This is a genomic window from Actinoplanes solisilvae (assembly GCF_003999975.1).
GTDB lineage: Bacteria > Actinomycetota > Actinomycetes > Mycobacteriales > Micromonosporaceae > Actinoplanes > Actinoplanes solisilvae.
Genome location: NZ_RJAC01000001.1, coordinates 225,590 through 247,832 on the forward strand (window position 1 = coordinate 225,590; position 22,243 = coordinate 247,832).

Sequence of the window (22,243 nt, forward strand, 5' to 3'; positions counted from 1 at the left end):
GAGTAGGCGTGAACCTGCTGAAGTCGAAGCTTCGGCGTACCACCGCGGTGGTAGCCGGTGCGATCCTCGGACTGGGGGGTGTCGCATTTCTGGCGTCCCCGGCCAGCGCGCACCACAGCGAACTGAAGGGCACCGCGGTTTGTGACACGGCCAGCGGCGACTGGGTCGTGACGTGGTCGGTCAACACCGTCGTCCCGCCGGGCGTCAACAGCTGGGGCCTCCGTGAGGTCACCGCCGGACCGAGCGCGCTCGAGCCGGCCACGGACGAGTTCAAGCTGGCCACCAGCGAGCGGGGCCAGTTCCCCTACTCGGTCAAGGAAACCGTCAAGGGCATCCAGAAGGTCAAGGCCTCTGAGCCCAAGGCCACGCTGGCTGTCAAGGCCGCCTGGAACAACGGCCACAAGGAGACCAAGCCGATCACCGGCGAGGTCGTCTTCGAGGGCAAGTGCGCCCCCGACGCCCCGAAGCCGACCGCGCAGCTCGCCTCCAACTGCGAGGGCGTGACCGTCACCCTGTCGAACGGCGCCGAGGCCACGGCCGACGCCAAGTTCACCGTCAAGGGCGACAACGGCTTCACCGAGTCCGTCGTCGTCAAGAAGGGCGAGGACTCGAAGACGGTCACCGTCCCGGGTAAGGACGCCGGCAAGATCGTTGTCACCGAGGGCAAGAGCGAGACGCCGCTCCTCGTGGGCAAGTGGGAGAAGCCCGAAGAGTGCACCCCGCCGACCGAGGTCGAGCCGGACGCCTACTTCGCGGCCACCTGTGAGGACCTGAGCTTCACGATCGACAACACCAAGGGCACCAAGACCGTCGAGGCCAAGTTCACCCCGAACAAGGGCGAGGCTCAGTCGCTGACCGTCAAGCCGGGCGAGAAGGCCACCGCGACCTTCAAGGGTGAGAAGGGCCTCGAGGTCACCGCGACCGGCGGCGACGAGCCCATCACCGTCAAGTGGGACGAGGAGAAGCCCGAGGACTGCGACGGCACCGCGTCCCCGTCCCCGTCCGCGACCGCCAGCCCGACCGAGGCTGCTCCGGCCCCGGGTGAGGGTGGCGGCCTGCCCGTCACCGGCCCCGTCGCCGGCAGCATCGCGGGTGGCGCTGCCCTCCTGCTGATCGCGGGTGGCGTGCTCTTCTTCATGGCGCGTCGCCGCAAGGTGAAGTTCACCGCCTGATAGCAAGCCCAAGATGAGGGCGCGCCGACTTCGGTCGGCGCGCCTTTTTCGTGCGCTGGAACTGTGGCGGCTAGAACTGTGGCGGCTGGAACTGTGGCGGCGCGAACGAGCCGTCGGGCTGCGGGCGATAGTCCACGACCTTCTCCACCGCGTCGAGCGGCAGCGGGGCGTACAGGTGGGGGAAGGGGCGGCCCTCAGGATCGGGTGGGACGCCCTGTTCCCAGACGAGCGGGGTCGGCAGGCGTGACTCGTCGATCACCAGGAGCAGCAGGTCGTCGCGGCCGCGGAACAGGGCGGTCGCCGGGCGGTGGACCTGATGCTCGGTGGACATGTGGATGAAGCCCTGGGTGGCCAGGGTGTCGCCCTCGTAGACGCCGGCCGCCTGAGCGGCCTCCCACGCGGCGCGCGGAACGATGTGCAGGATCATCCCTTCTCCAGGTATTCGGCTCGTTCCTCGTCGACCAGGGCGGCCACCGAGGCGGCGAGTGCGGGATATTTCTTCAGGCTCGGGTCGTCGCCGACCAGTTCGGAGGCCTCGGCTCGGGCCTCGGTGATCAGCTTGGCATCGTGCAGCAGGGACAGCAGGCGCAGATGCGAGTGCCTGCCCGACTGGGAGGCGCCGAGCACGTCGCCCTCGCGGCGCTGTTCCAGGTCGATCTCGCTGAGCTTGAAACCGTCCGTCGTGGACGCCACGGCGGCCAGGCGTTCGCGGGCCGCGGTGCCCTCGACCGACTCGGTGACCAGCAGGCAGATGCCGGGCGCGGAGCCTCGGCCGACCCGGCCGCGCAACTGGTGGAGCTGGGAGACGCCGAACCGGTCGGCGTCCATGATGACCATCACGGTGGCGTTCGGGACGTCGACGCCGACCTCGATCACCGTGGTCGCCACGAGCACGTCGAGGTCGCCGGCCGCGAACTTCCGCATGATCGCGTCTTTCTCGTCGGCCGGCAGCTTGCCGTGCAGCACGGCGATGCGCAGGCCGTGCAGCGGGCCCTCTTCCAGGATCGGCGCGACCTCGGTGACGGCCAGGGGCGGGCGCCGGGCGGGTTCGTTGTCGCCCGGGGGCTCCTCCTCCTCGTCGCTGCCGCCGTCGCCGATGCGGGGGCAGACCACGTACGCCTGGTGGCCGGCCTGCACCTCTTCACGCAGGCGTCGCCAGGCCCGGTCGAGGAAGGCGGGTTTCTCGGGGGGCACGACGTGCGACGCGATCGGCGAACGGCCGCGCGGGAGCTGGGAGAGCGTGGACGTTTCGAGGTCGCCGTAGACGGTCATGGCGACCGTACGCGGGATGGGGGTGGCCGTCATGACGAGGACGTGGGGTGGGGTGGCCGCCTTGGCGCGCAGGGCGTCACGCTGCTCGACGCCGAAGCGGTGCTGCTCGTCGACGACCACCAGGCCTAGATCGTGGAAGTCGACGCCCTCGTAGAGCAGGGCGTGCGTGCCGATGACGATGCCCGCCGTGCCGTCGGCGACCTTGGCCAGAGCGGCCCGGCGGGCGGCCGCGCCGAGCGAACCGGTGACCAGGGCGAGCTGGGTGCCGGCCGGGTCGCCGTCGATCTCGCCGGCCCGGCCGAGCGCGCCGAGCTGGGCGCTGATGCCACGGTAGTGCTGGACGGCGAGCACCTCGGTCGGCGCGAGCAGGGCGGCCTGGCCCCCGGCGTCGACGACCTGGAGCATCGCGCGGACGGAGACCAGCGTCTTGCCCGAGCCGACCTCGCCCTGCAGCAGGCGGTGCATCGGGTGGGGCTCGGCCAGGTCGGCGGCGATCTCCTCACCCACGGCGGCCTGGCCCTCGGTCAGCTCGTAGGGCAGGCTCGCGTCGAACTTGGCGAGGATGCCGCCCTCGACGCGCGGGCGGGCCCGGCCGGGAGCGGCGGCCGCGCGGGCACGGCGTTGCACGAGGGTCAGCTGGACGGCGAAGGCCTCGTCCCACTTGAGGCGTTTGCGGGCCGCGTACAGGGCCTCTTTGGAACTGGGGCGGTGGACCTCGCGCAGGGCGGTGCCGATGCCGACCAGGTTGCGGTTGGCCCGCACGGTGGCCGGGAGCGGGTCTTTGGGCGGCTGGAACGTCTCGAGCAGGGTGCGGACGCAGCGGGCGATCACCCACGTGGGCACGGCCTGAGCGGCGGGGTAGACGGGGATGAGCGCGCCGGCGAACTCCTCGATCTCTTCGGCCGCTTCGTCCTGGGTGGCGTCGGCCTTGAGCAACTGGTAGGCCGGGCTGTTGAGCTGGCGCTTGCCGCGGAAGTCGGTGACCTTGCCGGCGAACAGGCCCCAGCGGCCGCGTTTGAGGTCGCGCTCGCGCCATGCCTGGTTGAAGAAGGTGCAGGTGAGGGTCGCGCCGGAGCCGTCGCCGATGGTGATCTCGAGCATGTTGCCCTTGCGCTGGCGCATCGGCTTGACGCTGACCGACTGCACCTGCGCGAGCACGGTCACCTGCTCGCCGATCTGCAGGCCGTGCAGGTCGACCTGTTCGCCGCGCTCGTCGTAGCGGCGCGGGAAGTGGTAGATCAGGTCGCCCGCGGTGTGCAGGTCGAGGTGGGTGGCGAGCGACTTGGCCTCGGCAGGTTTGAGCACCTGGGTCAGAGGTGTGTCGGTCGTGGTCACGGTCTCGCTCATTCCACTCCAACCAGCAGGTGGTAACGGGGCTGACCGCCCGCATAACTGTGCAGCTCGACGAAGGGCCAGACACGGGCGACGTGCCCGCGCAACGCCGCTTCGAGCTCGGCCGGGGCGTCGGCGCCGAGCACGAGCGTGGCCAGTTCGCCGCCGCCGCCGAGCATGCGGTCGAGCAGCAGGGTGCTGACCTCGGCCAGGTCGGCGCCGATCACGTGGACCTCGCCGTCGACGAGCCCGAGCAGGTCACCGGCCCGGCAGGGACCGGCGACGGTGAGGGAGTCGCGCTGGGCGGTGCAGACCTCGCCGTAGCGGCAGGCGCCGGCCGCCTCGGCCATCGCGATGACGTCGTCGGCGAAGAGGCGACGACCGTCCCGTACGGCGAGAGCCGCGAGCGCCTGCACCGGGGATCGGGTGGGCACGACGCTGACGCGGAAACCCTCGGTCTCGGCCTCGCGGGCCGCCGACACGGCGACGGCCTGGGTGTTGGCGTCGTTCGGCAGCAGCACGACGCAGCGGGCCCCGGACGCCCGGACGGCCTCGATCATCTCGCGGGTGGACGGGTTGCGGCCGACCACGGTCGCCCCCTCGGCCTCGAACAGGGAGGTGAGCCCTTCCCCGGCGGCGACAACGACGGCGCCGCGTCTGTCTTCCTGATCGGTCGAGGCCGGATCGGGCGTTTCGGTGGAGACGTGGGTGTGGGCGTCGAGCGGGGTGACCGTGACGCGGTGAGGGCGACCGGCCACGACACCGGCCTCGATCGCTGGGCCGATGTTGGGCGCGGCGACGTGGACGTGCACGTTCCAGGTGGCGAGACCGTCGTCGCCGCTGCCGACCACGACGAGCGAATCGCCGAGGGCGTCGAGCTCGGCTCGCAGACGATCGACCGCGGCCGCCTCGGCGTCGAGCAGATATTGCACCTCATAGCCGTAGCCGCCCTCGGCTGGGGCTGCTGTCGCGGGGGCGGGAACCGCGGGGACGGGCTCGGTGGAGCCGCTGCCCGGGGTCAGGGCCACGACCAGGGCGTCGAGCAGGACGACCAGGCCGCGGCCACCCGCGTCGACCACGCCGGCGCGGGCCAGGGCGGGCAGCTGCTGCGGGGTGCGGGCCAGGGCCTCGGTGGCGGCCCGGGCGGCGGCGCGGGCCACGGCGACGACGTCGTCGGATTTCAGGCGGGCGGCGGCATCGGCGGCCGCGGCGACGACGGTGAGAACAGTGCCCTCGACCGGGCGGGCCACGGCGGCGTAGGCGGCCTCGGACGCCGAGCGCAGCGCCCGGGCCAGATCGGCGCCGCGCACCGCGACGCAGGCGGCCAGGCTGTCGGCCATGCCCCGCAGGATCTGGGACACGATCACGCCCGAGTTACCGCGGGCGCCGAGGAGCGCGCCCCGGGCCATGCGCCGCAGGGTGCCGGCCGGGCCCGAGGGCGTCGGCTCGGCGACGTCGAGCGCCTCTTGGGCCGAGGTGAGGGTGAGCACGAGGTTGGTGCCGGTGTCGCCGTCGGGGACGGGATAGACGTTCAGCTCGTCGATCTCGCGCTGGTGGACCCGGAGCGCCTGGAGACCGCCGCCGCACCAGCGGCGGACTGCTGCGGCGTCCAGCGTCTCGAGCACGCGAAAATCGTACTAACGACGGCTGACAACTTCTCGCGAGCGCGCCCGAGCCCCAGCTGAAGGGCGTTCCCGGGGGCGATTGGCTGTTAGGGGCGGGCATCGGGTAGCCTTGCCGGGTTGCCTGCGCCTTCCATGTGCGCTGGGCGTCTTCGGTTTTTCGTTTCGACTAGGAGTTACCCGTGGCTAGCGTGTGCGACGTCTGTGGCAAGGGACCGGGCTTCGGCCACAACGTTTCCCACTCGCACCGGCGGACCAACCGCCGTTGGAACCCGAACATCCAGTCGGTGCGCACCCCCGCCGGTGGTGGCACGACCAAGAAGCTCAAGGTCTGCACCTCGTGCATCAAGGCCGGCAAGGTCGTCCGCGCCTGATCTCAGGCTTTCCAGCTAGCCCCTCGGCCCCACGGCCGAGGGGCTAGCTGCGTAGTTACAGGGTCTTGGCGTAGGAAAGAACGCCTTCCTGCCCCTTGTAGTGGCCGAAGTCTTCGATGCGCCGGTAGCCGGCCTTCTCGTAGAGGGCGATGGCCTCGGGCTGCCGGTCGCCGGTCTCGAGGATCAGGCGGTGGCAGCCGGCGGCGCGGGCCGATTCCTCGATCGCGGTGAGCATGTTGCGGCCCAGGCCCCGACCTCGACTCTCTTTCGCGGTGAACATGCGCTTCAGTTCGGCGTCGTCGCCGTGGCGGCGCCAGGCGGCACAGGCCACCAGACGCTCGCCGTCGTCGGCCACGAGGAAGGCGCCGTTCGGCGGGGTGAAGTCGTCGGCGGCGATCGGGGTGTCGTCGCCGGAGCCGCCGTAGCGTTCGGAGAGCTCGGCGATCACGTCGACGAGCAGCGCCCGCACGGCCGGCTCCTGGTAGTCCGCCAGGCGGATCTTTAGTTCTGGCACTTCTGCAGCGTAATCAGCGGAAGTGGTCCCATCCCAGCGCTCCGCTCCACGGTTTGCGGTCGACGGTCACACCGGTGCCCTCGTGGATCTGGCCGATCTCGCGCCAGCCTGCGGGAATCGGCGTGCCGGGCGGGAACGTCGCGGCCAGGGCGTGATCGTCGCCACCACCCAGGATCCACTGCAGCGGGTCGACGCCCAGGGCCGTCGCGGCGTCGAGCATCTGACCGGTGACCTCGAAGGCCTCGGTCCGCACGTCGACGCCGACCACGCTGGCCCTCGCGATGTGACCGAGATCCTGCAGCAGGCCGTCGGAGACGTCGATCATCGAGGTCGCCCCGGCCCGCGCGGCGGCGGGACCGGCGTCATAGGGAACAACCGGGCGCCGGTACGCCTCCACGAGCGCCTTGGGCGTGCGGAAGCCGCGCGACAGCACGGTGTAGCCCGCGGCGGCGTACCCGACCCGCCCGGCCAATGCGATCACGTCGCCGGGCTGGGCGCCGCTGCGCAGCACCGGCTGCTGCCCGCCGAGGTCGCCCAGGGCGGTCACCGCGACCATCAGGGTCGGGCCGGACGACGTGTCGCCACCCACCACGCTCGCGCCGACCAGGGCGGCCTCGGCCGAGAGCCCGTCGGCCAGTTCCTCGGCCCAGGCGACGTCGAGATCGGTGGGTGCGCAAAGACCCACCAGCAGCGCGGTCGGGGTGGCGCCCATGGCCGCTATGTCGGCCAGGTTGGCGGCGGCCGCGCGGTGCCCGACGTCGGTGCCGGACGACCAGTCGCGACGGAAATGACGGCCCTCGACCAGGACATCGGTGGAGGCCACGACCCGTCCGTCGGGCGCGGCGACGAGCGCGGCGTCGTCGCCCGGACCCAGCAGGGTCATGGGACCTTTTTCGAGCCGGGCGACCACCCGGGCGATGAGCCCGAACTCCCCGGCCTCGGCGATGCTCACTAGTGTGGCCTTTCGTTCCTGATGCGGCCCGCTGTCGAGCGGATCCTTACGGTAGTTTCACGTTCTGGTTTACGGCGGACGCGGAATGGAGTCGGAGCGTGGTCCAGGCATACATCCTGATCCAGACCGAGGTCGGAAAGGCCCATGACGTGGCCGCCGCGATCGGCAAAATTCCTGGTGTCGTGCGGGTCGACGCCGTAACGGGACCCTACGACGTGGTCGTTCTGGCCGAGGCGCACACGGTCGACGACCTCGGCGGCCTCATTGTGAGCAAAGTCCAGTACGTTCCGGGCATCATGCGAACCCTCACCTGCTCCGTGGTAAACCTCTGACATGGTCGACCTCGAGAAACCACCGGCGAAGAAGGCAGATTCGGCGACGCGCGGTGCGGCGCTGTGGGCCACGCTGATCGCCGTCCCGGTCGCTTTGATCGTGGGTCTCGTGGTCTTTTGGCAGGTCGTGCCAGACAACTCCGACAAAGACGCCGCGCCGGCGGCCTCCGCACCGGTCACCGTGCCGGCAACACCGGTGCAGATGACCGCTCCGAAATTGGACGAGCGCGACACCCAGGTCTGCCTCGCGGTCACCTCGCAGCTCCCGACCACCCTGCGAAACCTGCCGGGTCGCAAGGTCAGCGCCGGGGCCGAGCAGAACGCCGCGTGGGGTGAGCCGCCGATCACCGTCGCGTGTGGTGTGACCCAGCCGGTCATGTGCGAGCGCGTCGACGGCGGGAAGCCGGGCTGCGTGCCGCTCGACGCCACCATGCTGAGAATGGACGGCGTCTGCTGGTGGGCCAAGGACGGGCCGGCCACCGACGAGTTCACCACGATGGACCGCGAGGTCGCCGTGAAGGTGAGCGTGCCCGGCAGCTATCAGCAGACCGGGCAGTGGGCCAACGAGTTCTCGCTGCCCGTGGTCAAGACCGTGAAGTCGACGACCACGGGCGTACCGAGCGGCTGCAAGGGCTAGAAGCCCTTAGTGCAGGCCTGATCCGCGGCGCAGGGCCGTGCGGATCAGGCGGTCGACCACCTTGGGGTATTCGAGGCCGGTGGCCGCCCACATCAGCGGGAACATCGAGGTCGGCGTCATGCCCGGCATCGTGTTGATCTCGTTGAGGTAGACCTGGTGGTCGGCGGTGACGAAGAAGTCGACCCGGGCCAGGCCGGCGCAGTCGAGCGCGGTGAAGGTGCGCCGGGCGAGTTCCTGCACCTGGCGGGTCACCTCGGCGGGCAGGCCGGCCGGCACGTCGTAGCGGCCACCGTCGATGTACTTCGTCTCGAAGTCGTACCAGTCGCTGTCGCCGACATGGATCTCGGCCAGCAGTGAGGCCTCGGGCGCGCCGCCGGCCTCGCCCTCGAGGACGCCGCACTCGATCTCGCGGCCCACGATCGCGGCCTCGACCAGCACCTTGGGGTCGATCTGGCGGGCGGTGGCGACGGCGTCGTCGAGGTCGGCCCAGTCGGTGACCTTGGTGATGCCGTGCGACGAGCCGGCCCGCGCGGGCTTGACGAAGACGGGGAGACCGAGACGGTCCTTGTCGGCCTCGCTGAGCTCGGCGCCGGCGCGCAGCACCGCGTACGGCCCGACGGGGATGCCCTCGGCGATGGCGAGCTTCTTGGTGAATTCCTTGTCCATCGCGGCGGCCGACGCGAAGACGTTGGCGCCCACGTAGGGCAGGCCGGCCATCTCGAGCAGGCCCTGGATGGTGCCGTCCTCGCCGTACGCCCCGTGGAGCACCGGGAAGACCACGTCGACCCCGGCCAGCGAGGAGACGCCGTCGACGGGCTCACGCACGATCAGGTCGGTCGCCGTGGGGTCGGCCGCCAGCACGACGGCGTTGCCGCTGGCCGCGGTGATCTCGGGGAGCTTCCGGTCGCTGATCTCCAGCGTCGAGGGGTCGACGCCGGCGAGGACCCAGCGGCCCTCGCGGGTGATGCCGACGGGAAGAACCTCGTACTGATCCGGGTCGAGCGCCCGCAGGATGGCTCCGGCGCTCACGCACGAGATCGCGTGCTCGGTGCTGCGACCTCCGAAGACGATCGCGACGCGGGTTTTCCGAGGGGTCGTCACTTTCTTTGGGCCTCTCGCTAGCGGGCTTGCCGGGGGGAACCCTACTCTGCGTTAGCCACTGCCGGGACAGGGGAACGACAGTCATGAGAGCAGCACTGCACGTGATCGCCGGGCCGGGGCCCGGACAACTGGCGACCATCGCGCACCCGCGCGCCGACGCCTGGCCGACCGAACATCTCGGCGCGCTGGCCCGGGCCGGGGTCAACGTCGTCGTCTCGGCGCTGACCGCGACCGAGCAGCATCGGCTGGGCTTCGGCGACACAGCTTCGGCGGCCGCGGCGTACGGGCTCGAGTTCGTCTCGTTCCCGGTGCCCGAGGGCGGGGTGCCGCGCGACGAGGCCGTCCAGGTGGTGGCGCTGGCGAGCCGGCTGGCCGGTCAGGTGCGATCGGGACGGTTCGTGGTGACCCAGTGCTTCGGCGGGATAGGACGGTCGACGCTGCTGGCCTGCACGACGCTGGTGCTGCTCGGCATCGCCCCCGGCGAGGCGCTGAGCCGGGTGACCGGCGGCACCGAGATGCCGATCACGCAGGACTGGCTCTACGACTTCGCGGCCACGCACCCCTCCCGGCTGGCCGACACCGCCTGATCTTCGCGATAGGTTGCCCCGGTGAGTTGGGACAGCTTCTCCGGTGATCAGGTCGCGGCGATGACCCAGGGGGAGAGCTTCTTCGCCTCCCCCGGCGAGCGCGAGTGCCCCGCGTGCGGCCGCAAGAGCCTTCGGGCGTACGTCACCGCGCCCTCGAACGCCCGTCGGCCCACCCTGGTCAGCTATGTCTGGTGCTCATCGTGCCGCAAGTTCGTCGGCACCCGCGCGAAGCACCCTGACGGGCTGGTCTTCAGCGACCCGCTGGCTTCCCTGCCGGCTGCGGAGCGACGCGAGCTCGAACGCAGCCTGGTCGGCTTCCTGGAGCACCTGGACCACCTCTGGGACTCGGGCGCCCTCCCCCAGACGTTCGCGGCCTGACTTCCGCCTTTCTGAAGGCCTTGTCTTCGATCTTCACCAGCTCTATGGTTCGTTACATGAGTAATGAACCACTGCACTAGGGAGGCTCGCGGTGTTCAACGACCGGAGCCCGATCTATCTGCAGATCGCCGACGGGATCAAGAACGACATCCTCGGCGGCTCCCTCAAGGAGGACGAGCAGGTCATGTCGACCAACCAATACGCGGCCTTCTACCGGATCAACCCCGCCACCGCCGCCAAGGGCTTCGCCCAGCTGGTCGACGAGGGCGTGCTCTACAAGAGGCGAGGCATCGGCATGTTCGTCAGCCCCGACGCGCGCGAGAAGCTGCGGTCGGCCCGGCGCGAGCGGTTCTTCGCCGAGGTGGTCGAGCCGATGCTCGACGAGGCGAAACGGGTCGGCATCAGCGTCGACGAGATCACGCACTATCTGAGGAGCCGTTGATGATCGAGATGCGGGGTGTGACCGTGCGATACGGCGCCACGGTCGCGGTCGACTCGGTGGATCTCAGCCTGCCCGACAACAAGATCTACGGCCTGCTGGGCCGCAACGGCTCCGGCAAGACCAGTCTGCTCAGCGCCCTCGCGTCCTACCGGCGCCCCGCCTCCGGCACCGTCCTGGTCGACGGCGAGCCGGCCTTCGAGAACCCGCGCGTCATGCGGCAGACGAGCTTCATCCGCGACACCCTCGACCTCAACGACTCCGACCGCGTGAGCGCCATCCTCGACATCGCGGCCCGCCTGCGCCCGACCTGGGACGCCGCCTATGCGGCCAAGCTCGTCGAGGTCTTCGAGCTCGACGCCCGCAAACGCGTGTCGGCGCTCTCCCGCGGCCAGCGCTCGATGCTCGGGGTGATCCTCGGGCTGGCCTCACGCACCCGGCTGACGATTCTCGACGAGAGCTACCTCGGCATGGACGCCGTCGCGCGCACCCTGTTCTATCGCGAGCTTCTCGCCGACTATCTGGCCCACCCGCGCACGATCGTGCTCTCCACCCACCTGATCGGCGAGGTGGCCGAGCTGTTCGAGCGCGTGATCATCATGGACCGCGGCCGCATCCTGCTGCAGGACGAGACCGACGCCCTACGCGGCCGGGGTGTCACGGTGACCGGGCCGGTCGAGGCCGTCGCCGCCTTCGCCGCCGGCCACCCGGTGCTCGGCGAGCAGACCCTCGGAGCCACGCGCGCGGTCACGCTCGACGGCCGGTTCGGCCCCGACGAGATCGCCCGCGGCGAGAGCGCCGGGCTCACGTTCGGCCCGCTCGGCATTCAGGACCTCTTCGTCCACCTCACCTCGCAGCCGCTGGAGGCGTCGCGATGACCGTCACCACGACCCTGTTGCGAATCTTCCGGCCGATCGTCCTCTGGTTCGTCGCGATCATCCTGGCCGTCGAGGTGATCGCGGTCGTCGCCATCAGCTCGGTCGGGCCGATGAAGTTCAGCTTCTGGCTCCTCATCGCCTCGGCGGCCGCGAAATACTGGCCGCTGGTGGCCGGCGTGCTGCTGGTCAGCATGTATTTCAAGGTCTTCGTGGCCAACGGCGTGACGCGGCACGAGTTCCTGCGCGGGCTCGCCCTCGTCGGGGTGGCGATGACGTTCGTCTTCCCGGCCGCGGTGGTGATCGGGCACGCCGCCGAGAGCATCACGCTGGGCCTGCTCGACCTGCGGGCGTCCGGCTACCCAGCCTTCCGGTTCGGCGAGGCGGCCGGCGAGTTCGCCCACCTGGTGCCGGCCACGGCCGCCTACGTGACGTCGGGCGTGCTGCTCACGGCGGTCTTCTACCGTTTCCGGCCCTGGCTGGGAGTTCTGCTGATCCTGCCCGGCGCGGCGCCGTTGCTGCTCACCGGCTGGCTGCTGAACCTCGACGAGTTCGGTGCCCTGTTCAGCCGCTACTCGTTCACCCTGGCCCTGACGGTCTCGCTCGGTGCCACACTCGCGGGTTGCCTGGCCATCCACCGGATCATGCGCGACGTCGCAATCCGCCGCACGGCTGGTTGATCAATGGAGACTCCGTCGATCGCCCTACGAACGGGCGGCTGCCTGATGGACAGCAGCGTCGGTATTGCTGGCACTAATAGCGCCAGCAATACCGGTGATAGTGTCAGCGACGTGACGGTCAGCATCTCGATCACCCTTGAAGACGACCTCGGCTCCGAACTCAACACGGCGGTCGGAGGCGGCAACCGGTCCGCCGTCGTGGCCGAGGCGATCCGCGAATATCTGGACCGCCGGGCTGTCGCCGCGGCTGTCGCCTGGCACGCCTCGTTGTCCGGCGAAGACGCCGCCGCCTACGCCGAGTTCAACGCCGAGTGGTAGCGCTAGCCAGTGGGCCCGCCCGAGGCGACGTGTACGACTACGCCCTCGGCAGCCGGCGCATCCGAGTGCTGGTGGTAAGCGCGACCGCCTACAGCCAGACCTATCCCGTAATAGTCCTGATCCACGACAGGGCCGACGGCGACGTTCCGGGAATCCTGCTGCCGCTGCCAGCTGACCTGGCCGGTGGTGGCACCATCGACCTCTCTCGCATCCGGTTCGCCGACCCGGCGGCATTCGGGCATCGGCACGGTCGAATATCTGCCACACTCGCCGCGAAAATCGATCACGGCCTTCGCCGCTTCCTCGGCCTCTAGGCGTGTGTTTCATAACCGGATTCGGCCCGCGCCGGCCCGGAAATGAAACACGCTATGAAAGCGATCTGGGATTGACCGGCCCACACTCCTCCGTCGGTCGATCCGCGTCCGTTCAGGCCTCGTCGAGGGAGGCTGTCAGGTCGGCCAGGAGGTCCACGGTGTCTTCGATGCCGCAGGAGAGGCGGACGAAGCCGGGGGGCGTGTCGTCGCCCCACTGGGCGCGGCGGTCGGCTGTGGTGTGAACTCCGCCGAAGGACGTGGCGGCGAAGACCAGCGAGGCGGCCGTGAGGAAGCGGGCCACGCGCTGGGCGTCGCCCAGGTCGAAGGAGACCACGCCGGGGATGCGGCGCATCTGGCGCGAGGCCACCGGGTAGGACGGGTCGGAGTTCAGGCCCGGCCAGCGGACGCCGGTCACGTCGGAGCGGCCGGCCAGCAGGGCGGCCACGGCGGCCGCGTTCTGGCTCTGGCGGGCCAGGCGCAGGTCGAGGGTGGCGATCGAGCGGTGGGCCAGCCACGCGTCGAAGGCTCCGGGGATCGCGCCGGTGTGCTTGCGCCAGGTCTCGATCTTCGCGTGTAGGTCGTCGTCGTTGGTCGAGACGTAGCCCAGCAGGACGTCGCTGTGGCCGGTCAGCGCCTTCGTTCCGGAGGCGACGACCAGGTCGGCGCCGAGAGCCAGCGGGTTCTGGCCGAGCGGAGTGGCCGTCGTGTTGTCCACCGCGACCAGCGCGCCGGCCGCGTGGGCGGCCGCGGCCACCTCGGCGATGTCGCAGACGTCCAGGCCGGGGTTGGCGGGCGTCTCGAGCAGCACGAGACGTACGCCGGTGAAGTCGGGGTACGGACCGGCGGTCGGCGCCAGAACCGTCGTCACACCCAGGTCGCGCAGGGTGCTCTCGGCGAAGCTGCGGACCGTGTAATAGCCGTCGGAGGGCAGCATCACCGTGTCGCCCGTACGCAGCACCGAGAACAGCAGGGCGGTGATCGCCGCCTGGCCGCTCGCGAAGGTCAGGGTGCTGCCGCCCTCGAGCTCGCCGATCGCCGATTCGAGGCGGCGGCGGGTCGGGTTGTCGGGGCGGCCGTAGCCGTAGTCGCCGACCTGCCCGTCGGCCGGGTCGAGGTGATAGGGCGCGGCGAAGACCGGACCGGGCAGGAACGGATCGCCCGCCTCCGCCTCGGGCAGGCCCGCGTGCACGACGCGGGTCCCGTCGGAGTAACTCTCGCTCATTCCGGCTTCATCTCCCGACCCATCAGCAACTTCACCGCCACGCGCGGGTCCACACCCTCGTGGCACACCCGCTCCACCTGCTCGGTGATCGGCATCTCGACCCCGTGGGCGCGGGCCAGATCGCGGATCGCCAGGCAGCTCTTCACGCCCTCGGCCGTCTGCCGGGCCGCGGCCTGCGCCTGTTCGAGCGTCTTACCCAGGCCGAGCTGTTCGCCGAACGTGCGGTTGCGCGACAGTGGCGAGGAGCACGTGGCGACCAGATCGCCGAGCCCGGCCAGGCCGGCGAAGGTGAGCGGGTCGGCGCCCAGCGCGACACCCAGGCGGGCCGTCTCGGCCAGGCCGCGCGTGATCAGCGACGCCTTGGTGTTGTCGCCCAGCCCCATCGCCGCGGCCATGCCGTAGGCCAGGGCGATCACGTTCTTGACCGCGCCGCCCAGCTCGCAACCGATGACGTCCTCGCTGGTGTAGGGCCGCATGTAGGGCAGCGCGATCGCGTGCTGCACGGCCCGGCAGCGGTCGTGATCGGTGCCGGCCACCACCGTCGCGGCCGGTTGCTCCCCGGCGATCTCGGGGGCCAGGTTGGGGCCCGAGACGACCACCACGCGGTCGGCGTCGACGTGCGCGGTCTCGACGATGACCTGGCTCATCCGCTTGGTCGTGCCGAGCTCGATGCCCTTCATCAGCGAGACGACCGTCGAGCCGGGCTCGAACGCGCCGGCCCACTCGGCGAGGTTGCCGCGCAACGTCTGGGACGGCACGGCGATCGCCACGATCTCGGCGCCCGCCACGGCCTCGGCGACGTCGCCGGTGGCGGTGATGCGGTCGGGCAGCTTGAGACCGGGCAGCGCGCCCTCGTTGAGGTGGTGGTCGCGGATCGAGGTGACCACCGACTCGCGCCGGGCCCACATCGTGACGTCGGCGCCGCCTTCGGCCAGCATCTTGGCGAAGGCCGTGCCCCAGGCGCCGGACCCGATCACCGCGGCGCGGCTCATTTGACGTCCTCGGTGTTGGTGACCTGCTTGCGCGGGCGGTCGTAGAGGACGGCGGGCGGCTGCTCGCCGCGCAGCTCGCCGACGAGCCCGCTGATGTCCCGCATGATCGCCTCGGTCATCTGGTCGAGGATCGCCCGCGACGGGGCCGCGCCTGCCCAGCGGCTCAGGTCGACCGGCTTGCCGGAGGTGACCGTCACCGGCGTACGCCGGAGGCTGAGCTTGCCGGTGCGCGGGTCGAAGATCCGCTCGGCTCCCCAGTTGGCCACCGGGATCACCGGGGCGCCGGTGACCAGGGCCAGCCGGGCCGCGCCGGTCTTGCCGCGCATGGGCCACAGGTCGGGCTGCTTGGTGGTGGTGCCCTCCGGGTAGATCACCACGACGCCGCCCTGCTGGAGGGCTTCGATCAGCACGTCGAGGGACTTCACCGCCTCGACACTGCCGCGTTCGACCGGGATCTGCTGGACCTTGCGCAGAAAACCGCCGAGCACCGGCACCTTCCACAGGCTGGCCTTGCCCAGGAAGCGGGGCCAGCGGCCGAGGCCGTAGATGTAGTGGGCCACGACGAGCGGATCGAAGTGCGAGACGTGGTTGGCGACGATGATCACACCACCGGAAGCCGGAATGTTCTCCGTGCTGAGCCAGGTCCGCCTGGTCCAGACCTTCAGCACGGGGATCACCAGCACCGCCGCGAAGCGTCGCCAGAACCCGAGCCTGCGCTGAGCCACGGCTTCCTCCTGCCCTGCTGGGCGGCGTGTCCCCGCCGCCCGATCGTCTTACCTGCGACGAAATCATGCCTGCTCGAAGCCTGCGGTACCAGGTAGGGGTCCTTACAACCCGGTCGCGCCGGACGATGACAGCCGCACACGGGGGAGGCCGGGACAGGCCTATTAGGCTCAGTCGGATGGAGCGGGACTGGGTGGCGGTGATGCCGGTCAAGCGGCTGGGTGCCGCGAAGAGCCGGCTGCGGGGCGCGGTTCCGGCCGCCCATCACCGTGATCTCGCGCTGGCGATGGTGCGCGACACCGTCACCGCGGTGCTGGCCTCCTCGGCGGTGGCCGAGTTGCTGGTCGTGACCGATGACCCGGTGGCCGCGGGGGCGGTCACGGCCCTGGGTGCCCGGGTGGTGCCCGACCTGCCCGACGCGGGGCTGAACGACGCGATGCGCCACGGCGCCGACGTGGTGGCCGGCCCGGCCCGCTACCGCGCGGTGCTCGCCGGCGACCTGCCCGCGCTGCGGCCCGAGCAGCTCGACGCGGCGCTGGCCGCCGCCCGCCCGGGCCGCGCGTTCGTGGCCGATGCGGCCGGCAGCGGCACGGTGCTGCTCGCCGTCGCCCCCGGCGAGCCCCTCGACCCGCGGTTCGGCCTGGGCTCGGCGGCGGCGCACGCGGCCTCCGGCGCCCGCCCGCTCGAGGGCGACTGGCCCGGCCTGCGGCAAGATGTCGACACCCCGGCCGACCTGGCGACGGTGCTTGGCCTGGGCGCCGGCGCGCACACCTGCGCCCTGCTGCGTGATCTGGGACTCAAGGTGGCCTGCGTCTCGGCCGCCTGACCGGTAGCGTCGTGGCCATGCAGGGCACGATCGCGACCTTCGACCAATCCTCCCGCAGCGGCACTCTGCTGCTCGACGACGGCACTGAGCTGGCCTTCGACGCTCCCGCCTTCGACGGCTCGGGGCTGCGGAAACTCCGGCTCGGCCAGCGGGTCGACGTCGACGCCGGGCCCGACGGCAGCGTCCGTCAGGTGAGAATGCCCGGGGTCGACTGAAACGTTGGATGTTTGTTCGTTTCACGTTCCGTGGAAAGCGGCAATGATGGTGCGATGCAGATCTCGCCCCGGACCCCGGAGACCCGTCGGCGTGGACCGAACGGCCGCTTTGTGCCCCGCAGGACCGAGGCCGAACCGGTGCCCGCGAGCGAGATCCTGCAGGCCGCACCGGACGATCCGACTACGACGGAGCAAGTGGTGACAGCCAGCATCGAGACCCCAGACCTTTCCGAACCGCTGGAGCCTGAGCTGCCCGAGGACCGGTTCCTCAACCGCGAGCTGTCCTGGCTCGACTTCAACGCGCGCGTCCTGACGCTGGCGGAGGACCCGGAGACCGCCCTGCTGGAACGAGCCAAGTTCCTGGCCATCTTCGCCAGCAACCTGGACGAGTTCTACATGGTGCGGGTGGCCGGGTTGAAGAGACGGCTGAGCGCGGGCCTGCCCATGCGTGGTGGCGACCGGTCCTCGCTGCGCAACCAGCTCGAGATGATCTCGCAGCGCACGGCCGACCTGGTGACCCGTCACTCCGGCTGCTTCGCCGACGAGGTTCGCCCCAAGCTGTCGGCCGAGGGCATCGAGATCGTCCGCTGGGCCGATCTGGACGCTCCCGAGCGCGAGCGGCTGCGCACCTACTTCCGCGAGCAGGTCTTCCCCGTGCTGACCCCGCTGGCCGTCGACCCCGCGCACCCCTTCCCGTACATCTCGAACCGCTCCTTGAACCTCGCGGTCGTGCTGCGGGAGCCGGATGACAGCGGCAGCGAGTTGTTCGCCCGCATCAAGGTCCCCAACAACGTGCCCCGGTTCGTGACCGTGCAGAACGACAGCCGGGCCGCACGTTTCCTGCCCGTCGAGGAACTCATCGCGGCCTACCTCGACCAGCTCTTCCCGGGCATGCAGCTGCAGGAATGGCACCTGTTCCGGGTCACCCGCAACGCCGAGCTCGAGGTCGACGAGGACCGCGACGAAGACCTGCTGCAGGCCCTCGAGCGCGAGCTGGCGCAGCGCCGCTTCGGTCCACCGGTGCGCCTCGAGGTGGCCGCCTCGATCAGCGATCACGTGCTCGACCTGCTCGTCCGCGAGCTCGACGTGGTCGACTCCGATGTGCAGCGGGTGCCGGGCCTGCTCGATATGTCGGCGCTGTGGCAGGTGTTCGGCGAGGTCGACCGAGATGACCTCAAGGACCGCCCTTTCGTACCGTCGACCCATCCGCAGCTGGCGGACGGGGAGGTGCCCCGCAGCGTCTTCAACCGTCTCCGTGACGGCGACATCCTCGTTCACCACCCCTACCACTCGTTCTCGACGAGCGTGCAACGCTTCATCGAGCAGGCCGCGGCCGACCCCAACGTGCTGGCCATCAAGCAGACGCTCTACCGCACCTCGGGCGACTCCCCGATCGTCGACGCCCTGGTCGACGCGGCCGCCGCCGGCAAGCAGGTGGTGGTGCTGGTCGAGGTGAAGGCGCGCTTCGACGAGGTCGCCAACATCGCCTGGGCGCGCACGCTCGAGCGGGCCGGCTGCCACGTCGTCTACGGCCTGGTGGGTCTCAAGACGCACTGCAAGACCTCGCTGGTGGTGCGGCAGGAGGGCAACCAGATCCGCCGCTACTGCCACATCGGCACCGGCAACTACCACCCCAAGACCGCCCGGCTCTACGAGGACTTCGGCATGCTCACCGCCGATCCCGAGGTCGGCGCCGACGTCACTGACCTGTTCAACGTCCTCACCGGCTACAGCCGCCAGCGGTCCTACCGCCGGCTGCTCGTCGCGCCCCACGGCGTGCGGTCCGGCCTGATCGAGCGCATCGAGGAGCAGGCCCGCATCGCCCGCGAGGGCGGCGAGGCGCTCGTGCAGTTCAAGGTGAACTCGCTGGTCGACGAGGAGACGATCGACGCCCTCTACCGCGCCTCGCGCGACGGTGTGAAGGTCGACCTCGTCATCCGCGGGATGTGCGCGCTGCGGCCCGGCGTGCCCGGCCTGTCGGACAACATCCGGGTCCGGTCGATCGTCGGCCGCTTCCTGGAGCACTCGCGGGTGTTCCGGTTCGGGGTCGGCGACGACGCCGAATACTGGATCGGCTCGGCCGACCTGATGCACCGCAACCTCGACCGCCGCGTCGAGGCGCTGGTGCGGGTCACCCTGCCCGCCGGCCGCGAGGAGCTGCGCTACGTGCTCGAGCTGTCGATGAGCGACGGCACCGAGGGCTTCGACCTCGCCGGCGACGGCACCTGGCACCGCCACCCGGCCAACCTCACCGACCCGCACGTCCACCTGCAGGAGGCGCTGCTGCGCCGGGTCGCCAGCAAGGCGGCCAAGTGACCGGCCCGGTGCGCGCGGCCGGCGGCGTGCTCGTGCGCGACGGCAAGGTCTGTCTCGTGCACCGCCCGCGCTACGACGACTGGACGCTGCCCAAGGGCCACCTCCACCACGACGAGCACCCGATCGTGGGCGCCGCCCGCGAGGTGCTGGAGGAGACGGGCTGGCCGGGCCGCGTACGGCTGGCTCTGCCCTCCATCTCCTACCCGCTGCCCGACGGCCGGCTCAAGACCGTCGACTACTGGCTGATGGAGGCGGCCGGCGAGGGCGGCCCGGTGAACGACACCGACGAGGTCGACCGCGTCGAGTGGCTGTCGTTCGCCGAGGCGGCCGAACGGGTCAGCTACGACGACGAGCGATCAGTCCTCGAGCACGCGGCCGCGCTGCCCCCGATCACCTCGGTGGTGGTGCTGGTGCGGCACGCGCACGCCGGCGAGCGCAAGAAGTGGACCGGCAACGACGCGCTGCGCCCGATCGACCCGACGGGCGAGCAGGAGGCCGAGCGGTTCGCCGCCCTCTGCGGTCCGATCGGGCCGGAACGTCTCTTCGCCGCTACGCCGTTGCGCTGCAAGCAGACCCTGGAGCCGCTCGCGGCCACCCTGGGCGGGGCGCCCATCGTGGTCGACGGCGCCTTCGCCGAGCCGGCCGACGCCGACGAGGCGCCCGCCAAGGCCAAACTGTCGGCCGAGCGCCTGCTCGACCTGCGCGACGGCGGCGGGGTGCCGGCGATCTGCAGCCAGGGCAAGATAATCCCGCACCTGCTGGCCACCCTGCTCGACGAGGACGACGCCGAGCCCTACAAGACCGCCAAGGGCGACAGCTGGCTGCTCACCTGGTGCGGCGAGCGGCTGCTCGCTCCGACCCCGCTCTGACGGCCGTACGCGGTGCGGGCCGCGCGTCGGCCCGCCAATAGCCCTGCAGGTCCTCGGTGAGCCAGCGGGCCCGCCACAGCTCGTCCTCGCGTGGCTCCCAGTCGCGCAGCGGCAGCAACGAGACCCGCCAGCCGAGCACACAGACGAGATACCAGTTGTAGAGCGGGATGAGGCCCAGCCAGGCGTCCCGGGGCCGGTAGGACGCCCAGGGCGCCAGCAGGCGTACGGCCAGGGCCGCCCAGCCACAGGTGACCAGCCAGTCGAGCAGGGGCGAGCCGGTCCACCGCTCGGCCAGCTCACCGAGCGTCCACCCCGGCACGACGGCCGCGGCGAACACCAGCGTGGCGATCAGCGACCGGCCGACCAGCCCTCGCGGAGATGCACTGCGCTCCATGCCCGCGACGGTAGGCCTGAGGCCGCGCTCACGACCCGCACACACGAAAGGCGTCCACCGTTAGGGTGGACGCCTTTCCGTCGTGCCTGGTGCGTTCCGCCAGGGTCAGCGGGTCTTGCGCGCGGTGCTCGTGGCCCGGGCGCGCGCCGGGGTCGCGGCCGTGGCCGCTGTGGTCGTCTTGCGGGCGGTCGTCTTCTTGGCGGCCGCCGTCTTGGTGGCGGTCTTGGCCGGAGCAGCCTTGGTCGCAGCCGTCTTCTTGGCCGCCGTCGCCTTGGTCGCGGTGGCCTTGGTGGCGGTGGCCTTGGCCGCCGTCGACTTGGCCGGGGCGGCCTTGGTAGCCGTCTTCTTGGCCGCCGTCGCCTTGGTGGCGGTGGCCTTGGTGGCCGTCGCCTTCGTGGCCGTCGACTTGGCCGCGGTGGCCTTCGTCGCGGTCGTCTTCTTCGCCGCAGTCGCCTTCGACACGGTGGCCTTGGTGGCCGTCGACTTGGCCGGAGCGGCCTTCGTCGCGGTCGTCTTCTTCGCGGCCGTCGCCTTGGTGGCGGTGGCCTTGGTCGCGGTCGACTTGGCCGGAGCGGCCTTCGTCGCGGTCGTCTTCTTGGCCGCGGTCGCCTTGGTGGCGGTCGTGGCCTTGGCCGTTGTGGCCTTGGTCGCAGCAGTCTTCTTCGCCGGGGCGGCGGCCTTGGCGACCTTTCCGCTCGCGACCATCTCGCGGAAGGCAGTGCCGGGCTTGAACGCCGGCACCGACGTTTTCTTCACTTTCACCGGCTCGCCTGTCCGCGGATTACGGGCGGTCCGCGCGTTGCGTGCCCGCTTCTCGAAGACGCCGAAGCCGGTGATGGCAACCCGGTCGCCCTTGGTGACTGCGTTCTCCACCTCGCTGATGACCGCGTCCAGAGCGGCAGTTGCCGTCTTGCGGTCCCCCAGTCGGGCTGCGAGCGCCTCGATGAGCTCGGCCTTGTTCACGGTTTTCCTCCCGAACGTGAGAACTGATGCCTGATCCCGACCTACCTCAACTGCGGGTCTTCGCGTCACGAACAAGCATCACTGGCCCATTGCGAGCCATTCTGCGCGCACCGTATGCCCTCTGACCAGCGGACACAAACATTAGTGTCAAAAAAACCCTTGTGTTGCAACGAATTCGCCCCCACCGGGGATCCGATGGGGGCGAAAGGCGTGATCCGGCTTGGAAATCGAGCCTCAGGCAACGACCGGCTTGAAGGCCGGACGGCTCTTCTCGAAGGCCGTGATGGCGTCCGCGTGGCGCAGGGTCAGTCCGATGTCGTCCAGGCCCTCCATCAGCCGCCAACGGCTGAAATCGTCGATCGGGAAGGACCAGGAAGCGTCGTCGGCGACCACCCGGCGGCCTTCGAGATCAACCGTGATCCGCTTTTCCGGCTCGCTTTCGGCGAGGTCCCAGAGAGCCTCCACAGCCTTCTGGTCGAGCTGCACCGGCAGCAGACCTTCCTTGAGCGCGTTGCCCCGGAAAATGTCGCCGAAGCGGGCCGCGATGACCACCTTGAAGCCCCAGTCGCGCAGTGCCCAGACGGCGTGCTGGCGAGACGATCCGGTGCCGAAATTGGGTCCGGCGACCAGGATCGTGGAGCCCGAGTGGGCCTGATTGTTGAGCACGAAACCGGGGTCGTCGCGCCAGGCGCTGAACAAACCGTCCTCGAATCCGGTGCGTGTGACACGCTTCAGATAGACGGCCGGAATGATCTGATCGGTGTCCACATCAGAACGGCGCAGCGGCATGACCTTGCCGCTGTGGGTCACGAACTTGTCCATCA

General features: G+C 70.5%; 27 protein-coding genes. 15 read left to right on the top strand and 12 right to left on the bottom strand.

Features of this window, described 5'->3' with window-relative positions; translation table 11 throughout:
• Positions 1-8 precede the first annotated feature (8 nt).
• A complete protein-coding gene (locus tag EER30_RS01040) occupies positions 9-1,172 on the top strand; it encodes a cell wall anchor protein (protein WP_127497344.1) in 1,164 nt (387 codons plus the stop codon).
• Between the two features lie 70 nt (positions 1,173-1,242).
• On the opposite strand, the gene EER30_RS01045 is transcribed toward EER30_RS01040, so the two are convergent.
• From EER30_RS01045 to EER30_RS01055, 3 genes are read right to left on the bottom strand one after another with little or no spacing between them, the layout of a single operon-like run.
• Positions 1,243-1,599, bottom strand: coding sequence for a DUF952 domain-containing protein (locus EER30_RS01045; RefSeq protein ID WP_127497346.1), 357 nt, complete (start codon positions 1,597-1,599; stop codon positions 1,243-1,245).
• Positions 1,596-3,791, bottom strand: coding sequence for an ATP-dependent DNA helicase RecG (gene recG, locus EER30_RS01050; protein ID WP_127497348.1), 2,196 nt, complete (start codon positions 3,789-3,791; stop codon positions 1,596-1,598). Before recG ends, EER30_RS01045 begins: the two co-directional genes overlap by 4 nt.
• The gene (locus EER30_RS01055) at positions 3,788-5,401 is read right to left on the bottom strand and encodes a DAK2 domain-containing protein (protein WP_127497350.1); all 1,614 of its coding nucleotides are present in this window, start codon (positions 5,399-5,401) and stop codon (positions 3,788-3,790) included. The genes recG and EER30_RS01055 overlap by 4 nt, the downstream gene beginning before the upstream one ends.
• 179 nt (positions 5,402-5,580) lie before the next feature.
• On the opposite strand from EER30_RS01055, the gene rpmB reads away from it, so the two are divergent.
• Positions 5,581-5,772 (top strand): 50S ribosomal protein L28, encoded by a 192-nt coding sequence (rpmB, locus tag EER30_RS01060; RefSeq protein WP_026207002.1) that lies wholly within the window; start codon positions 5,581-5,583, stop codon positions 5,770-5,772.
• A gap of 55 nt (positions 5,773-5,827) precedes the next feature.
• On the opposite strand, the gene EER30_RS01065 is transcribed toward rpmB, so the two are convergent.
• Together EER30_RS01065 and EER30_RS01070 are read right to left on the bottom strand one after the other, a co-directional pair.
• Positions 5,828-6,286 carry a GNAT family N-acetyltransferase gene (locus EER30_RS01065; RefSeq protein WP_127497352.1) on the bottom strand — a complete coding sequence of 153 codons (459 nt, stop codon included), beginning with the start codon at positions 6,284-6,286 and terminating at the stop codon, positions 5,828-5,830.
• Between the two features lie 13 nt (positions 6,287-6,299).
• On the bottom strand, positions 6,300-7,238 hold the full coding sequence (locus tag EER30_RS01070; RefSeq protein WP_127497354.1) for a thiamine-phosphate kinase: 939 nt from the start codon (positions 7,236-7,238) through the stop codon (positions 6,300-6,302).
• 98 nt (positions 7,239-7,336) lie between these two features.
• Between EER30_RS01070 and EER30_RS01075 the strand changes: the two genes are divergently transcribed.
• On the top strand, positions 7,337-7,570 hold the full coding sequence (locus tag EER30_RS01075) for an Lrp/AsnC ligand binding domain-containing protein (protein ID WP_127497356.1): 234 nt from the start codon (positions 7,337-7,339) through the stop codon (positions 7,568-7,570).
• Position 7,571: 1 nt separating this feature from the next.
• The gene (locus tag EER30_RS01080) at positions 7,572-8,207 is read left to right on the top strand and encodes a DUF3515 family protein (protein WP_127497358.1); all 636 of its coding nucleotides are present in this window, start codon (positions 7,572-7,574) and stop codon (positions 8,205-8,207) included.
• 6 nt (positions 8,208-8,213) lie between these two features.
• Here the strand turns inward: EER30_RS01080 and EER30_RS01085 are convergent, their stop codons facing one another.
• The gene (locus EER30_RS01085; protein ID WP_127497360.1) at positions 8,214-9,308 is read right to left on the bottom strand and encodes a D-alanine--D-alanine ligase family protein; all 1,095 of its coding nucleotides are present in this window, start codon (positions 9,306-9,308) and stop codon (positions 8,214-8,216) included.
• An 83-nt stretch (positions 9,309-9,391) separates the two neighbouring features.
• Between EER30_RS01085 and EER30_RS01090 the strand changes: the two genes are divergently transcribed.
• The 7 genes from EER30_RS01090 (at position 9,392) to EER30_RS01120 (ending at position 12,899) form a co-directional block, all read left to right on the top strand.
• Positions 9,392-9,895 carry a protein-tyrosine phosphatase family protein gene (locus EER30_RS01090; protein WP_127497362.1) on the top strand — a complete coding sequence of 168 codons (504 nt, stop codon included), beginning with the start codon at positions 9,392-9,394 and terminating at the stop codon, positions 9,893-9,895.
• Between the two features lie 21 nt (positions 9,896-9,916).
• The gene (locus tag EER30_RS01095) at positions 9,917-10,273 is read left to right on the top strand and encodes a hypothetical protein (protein ID WP_240669698.1); all 357 of its coding nucleotides are present in this window, start codon (positions 9,917-9,919) and stop codon (positions 10,271-10,273) included.
• Positions 10,274-10,364: 91 nt separating this feature from the next.
• Entirely contained in the window at positions 10,365-10,715 is a 351-nt protein-coding gene (locus EER30_RS01100) for a GntR family transcriptional regulator (RefSeq protein WP_127497364.1), read from the top strand.
• Positions 10,715-11,590: an ABC transporter ATP-binding protein gene (locus EER30_RS01105; RefSeq protein WP_127497366.1), complete on the top strand. Its 876-nt coding sequence runs from the start codon at positions 10,715-10,717 to the stop codon at positions 11,588-11,590. The genes EER30_RS01100 and EER30_RS01105 overlap by 1 nt, the downstream gene beginning before the upstream one ends.
• Entirely contained in the window at positions 11,587-12,267 is a 681-nt protein-coding gene (locus tag EER30_RS01110; protein WP_127497368.1) for a hypothetical protein, read from the top strand. Before EER30_RS01105 ends, EER30_RS01110 begins: the two co-directional genes overlap by 4 nt.
• Before the next feature lie 111 nt (positions 12,268-12,378).
• Entirely contained in the window at positions 12,379-12,585 is a 207-nt protein-coding gene (locus EER30_RS01115) for a ribbon-helix-helix domain-containing protein (protein ID WP_127497370.1), read from the top strand.
• A gap of 29 nt (positions 12,586-12,614) precedes the next feature.
• Positions 12,615-12,899, top strand: a complete 285-nt coding sequence (locus EER30_RS01120) for a hypothetical protein (RefSeq protein ID WP_127497372.1) — start codon at positions 12,615-12,617, stop codon at positions 12,897-12,899.
• Between the two features lie 112 nt (positions 12,900-13,011).
• Here the strand turns inward: EER30_RS01120 and EER30_RS01125 are convergent, their stop codons facing one another.
• From EER30_RS01125 to EER30_RS01135, 3 genes are read right to left on the bottom strand one after another with little or no spacing between them, the layout of a single operon-like run.
• A complete protein-coding gene (locus tag EER30_RS01125) occupies positions 13,012-14,121 on the bottom strand; it encodes a cystathionine gamma-lyase (protein ID WP_127497373.1) in 1,110 nt (369 codons plus the stop codon).
• On the bottom strand, positions 14,118-15,113 hold the full coding sequence (locus tag EER30_RS01130; RefSeq protein WP_127497375.1) for an NAD(P)H-dependent glycerol-3-phosphate dehydrogenase: 996 nt from the start codon (positions 15,111-15,113) through the stop codon (positions 14,118-14,120). Before EER30_RS01130 ends, EER30_RS01125 begins: the two co-directional genes overlap by 4 nt.
• Positions 15,110-15,838, bottom strand: a complete 729-nt coding sequence (locus EER30_RS01135) for a lysophospholipid acyltransferase family protein (protein WP_127497377.1) — start codon at positions 15,836-15,838, stop codon at positions 15,110-15,112. The genes EER30_RS01130 and EER30_RS01135 overlap by 4 nt, the downstream gene beginning before the upstream one ends.
• Before the next feature lie 176 nt (positions 15,839-16,014).
• Here EER30_RS01135 and cofC point away from each other — a divergent pair, with 176 nt between their 5' ends.
• Genes cofC through EER30_RS01155 form a run of 4 tightly spaced genes read left to right on the top strand, consistent with a single transcriptional unit; the run spans position 16,015 to position 20,062 of the window.
• Positions 16,015-16,662: a 2-phospho-L-lactate guanylyltransferase gene (cofC, locus tag EER30_RS01140; RefSeq protein WP_127497379.1), complete on the top strand. Its 648-nt coding sequence runs from the start codon at positions 16,015-16,017 to the stop codon at positions 16,660-16,662.
• 17 nt (positions 16,663-16,679) lie between these two features.
• The gene (locus EER30_RS01145; protein WP_127497381.1) at positions 16,680-16,877 is read left to right on the top strand and encodes a cold-shock protein; all 198 of its coding nucleotides are present in this window, start codon (positions 16,680-16,682) and stop codon (positions 16,875-16,877) included.
• 54 nt (positions 16,878-16,931) lie between these two features.
• Positions 16,932-19,193, top strand: a complete 2,262-nt coding sequence (locus tag EER30_RS01150; protein ID WP_127497383.1) for an RNA degradosome polyphosphate kinase — start codon at positions 16,932-16,934, stop codon at positions 19,191-19,193.
• Positions 19,190-20,062, top strand: a complete 873-nt coding sequence (locus EER30_RS01155; RefSeq protein ID WP_127497385.1) for an NUDIX hydrolase — start codon at positions 19,190-19,192, stop codon at positions 20,060-20,062. The genes EER30_RS01150 and EER30_RS01155 overlap by 4 nt, the downstream gene beginning before the upstream one ends.
• Here EER30_RS01155 and EER30_RS01160 read toward each other — a convergent pair.
• The 3 genes from EER30_RS01160 to leuD all read right to left on the bottom strand — a co-directional run bounded on the left by EER30_RS01160 (position 20,019) and on the right by leuD (position 22,241).
• Positions 20,019-20,456 carry a hypothetical protein gene (locus EER30_RS01160; protein ID WP_127497386.1) on the bottom strand — a complete coding sequence of 146 codons (438 nt, stop codon included), beginning with the start codon at positions 20,454-20,456 and terminating at the stop codon, positions 20,019-20,021. The genes EER30_RS01155 and EER30_RS01160 overlap by 44 nt on opposite strands.
• 105 nt (positions 20,457-20,561) lie before the next feature.
• Positions 20,562-21,419, bottom strand: coding sequence for an HU family DNA-binding protein (locus EER30_RS01165; protein ID WP_127497388.1), 858 nt, complete (start codon positions 21,417-21,419; stop codon positions 20,562-20,564).
• A 234-nt stretch (positions 21,420-21,653) separates the two neighbouring features.
• On the bottom strand, positions 21,654-22,241 hold the full coding sequence (gene leuD / locus EER30_RS01170; protein ID WP_127497390.1) for a 3-isopropylmalate dehydratase small subunit: 588 nt from the start codon (positions 22,239-22,241) through the stop codon (positions 21,654-21,656).
• Positions 22,242-22,243: the final 2 nt, after the last annotated feature.

Coding starts and splice junctions, on each gene's coding strand:
- leuD (WP_127497390.1), bottom strand. CDS start 22,241: ATGGACAAGTTCGTGACCCACAGCGGCAAGGTCATGCCGCTGCGCCGT.
- EER30_RS01090 (WP_127497362.1), top strand. CDS start 9,392: ATGAGAGCAGCACTGCACGTGATCGCCGGGCCGGGGCCCGGACAACTG.
- EER30_RS01145 (WP_127497381.1), top strand. CDS start 16,680: ATGCAGGGCACGATCGCGACCTTCGACCAATCCTCCCGCAGCGGCACT.
- EER30_RS01130 (WP_127497375.1), bottom strand. CDS start 15,113: ATGAGCCGCGCCGCGGTGATCGGGTCCGGCGCCTGGGGCACGGCCTTC.
- EER30_RS01150 (WP_127497383.1), top strand. CDS start 16,932: ATGCAGATCTCGCCCCGGACCCCGGAGACCCGTCGGCGTGGACCGAAC.
- EER30_RS01160 (WP_127497386.1), bottom strand. CDS start 20,456: ATGGAGCGCAGTGCATCTCCGCGAGGGCTGGTCGGCCGGTCGCTGATC.
- EER30_RS01105 (WP_127497366.1), top strand. CDS start 10,715: ATGATCGAGATGCGGGGTGTGACCGTGCGATACGGCGCCACGGTCGCG.
- EER30_RS01125 (WP_127497373.1), bottom strand. CDS start 14,121: ATGAGCGAGAGTTACTCCGACGGGACCCGCGTCGTGCACGCGGGCCTG.
- EER30_RS01080 (WP_127497358.1), top strand. CDS start 7,572: ATGGTCGACCTCGAGAAACCACCGGCGAAGAAGGCAGATTCGGCGACG.
- recG (WP_127497348.1), bottom strand. CDS start 3,791: ATGAGCGAGACCGTGACCACGACCGACACACCTCTGACCCAGGTGCTC.
- EER30_RS01045 (WP_127497346.1), bottom strand. CDS start 1,599: ATGATCCTGCACATCGTTCCGCGCGCCGCGTGGGAGGCCGCTCAGGCG.
- EER30_RS01110 (WP_127497368.1), top strand. CDS start 11,587: ATGACCGTCACCACGACCCTGTTGCGAATCTTCCGGCCGATCGTCCTC.
- cofC (WP_127497379.1), top strand. CDS start 16,015: ATGGAGCGGGACTGGGTGGCGGTGATGCCGGTCAAGCGGCTGGGTGCC.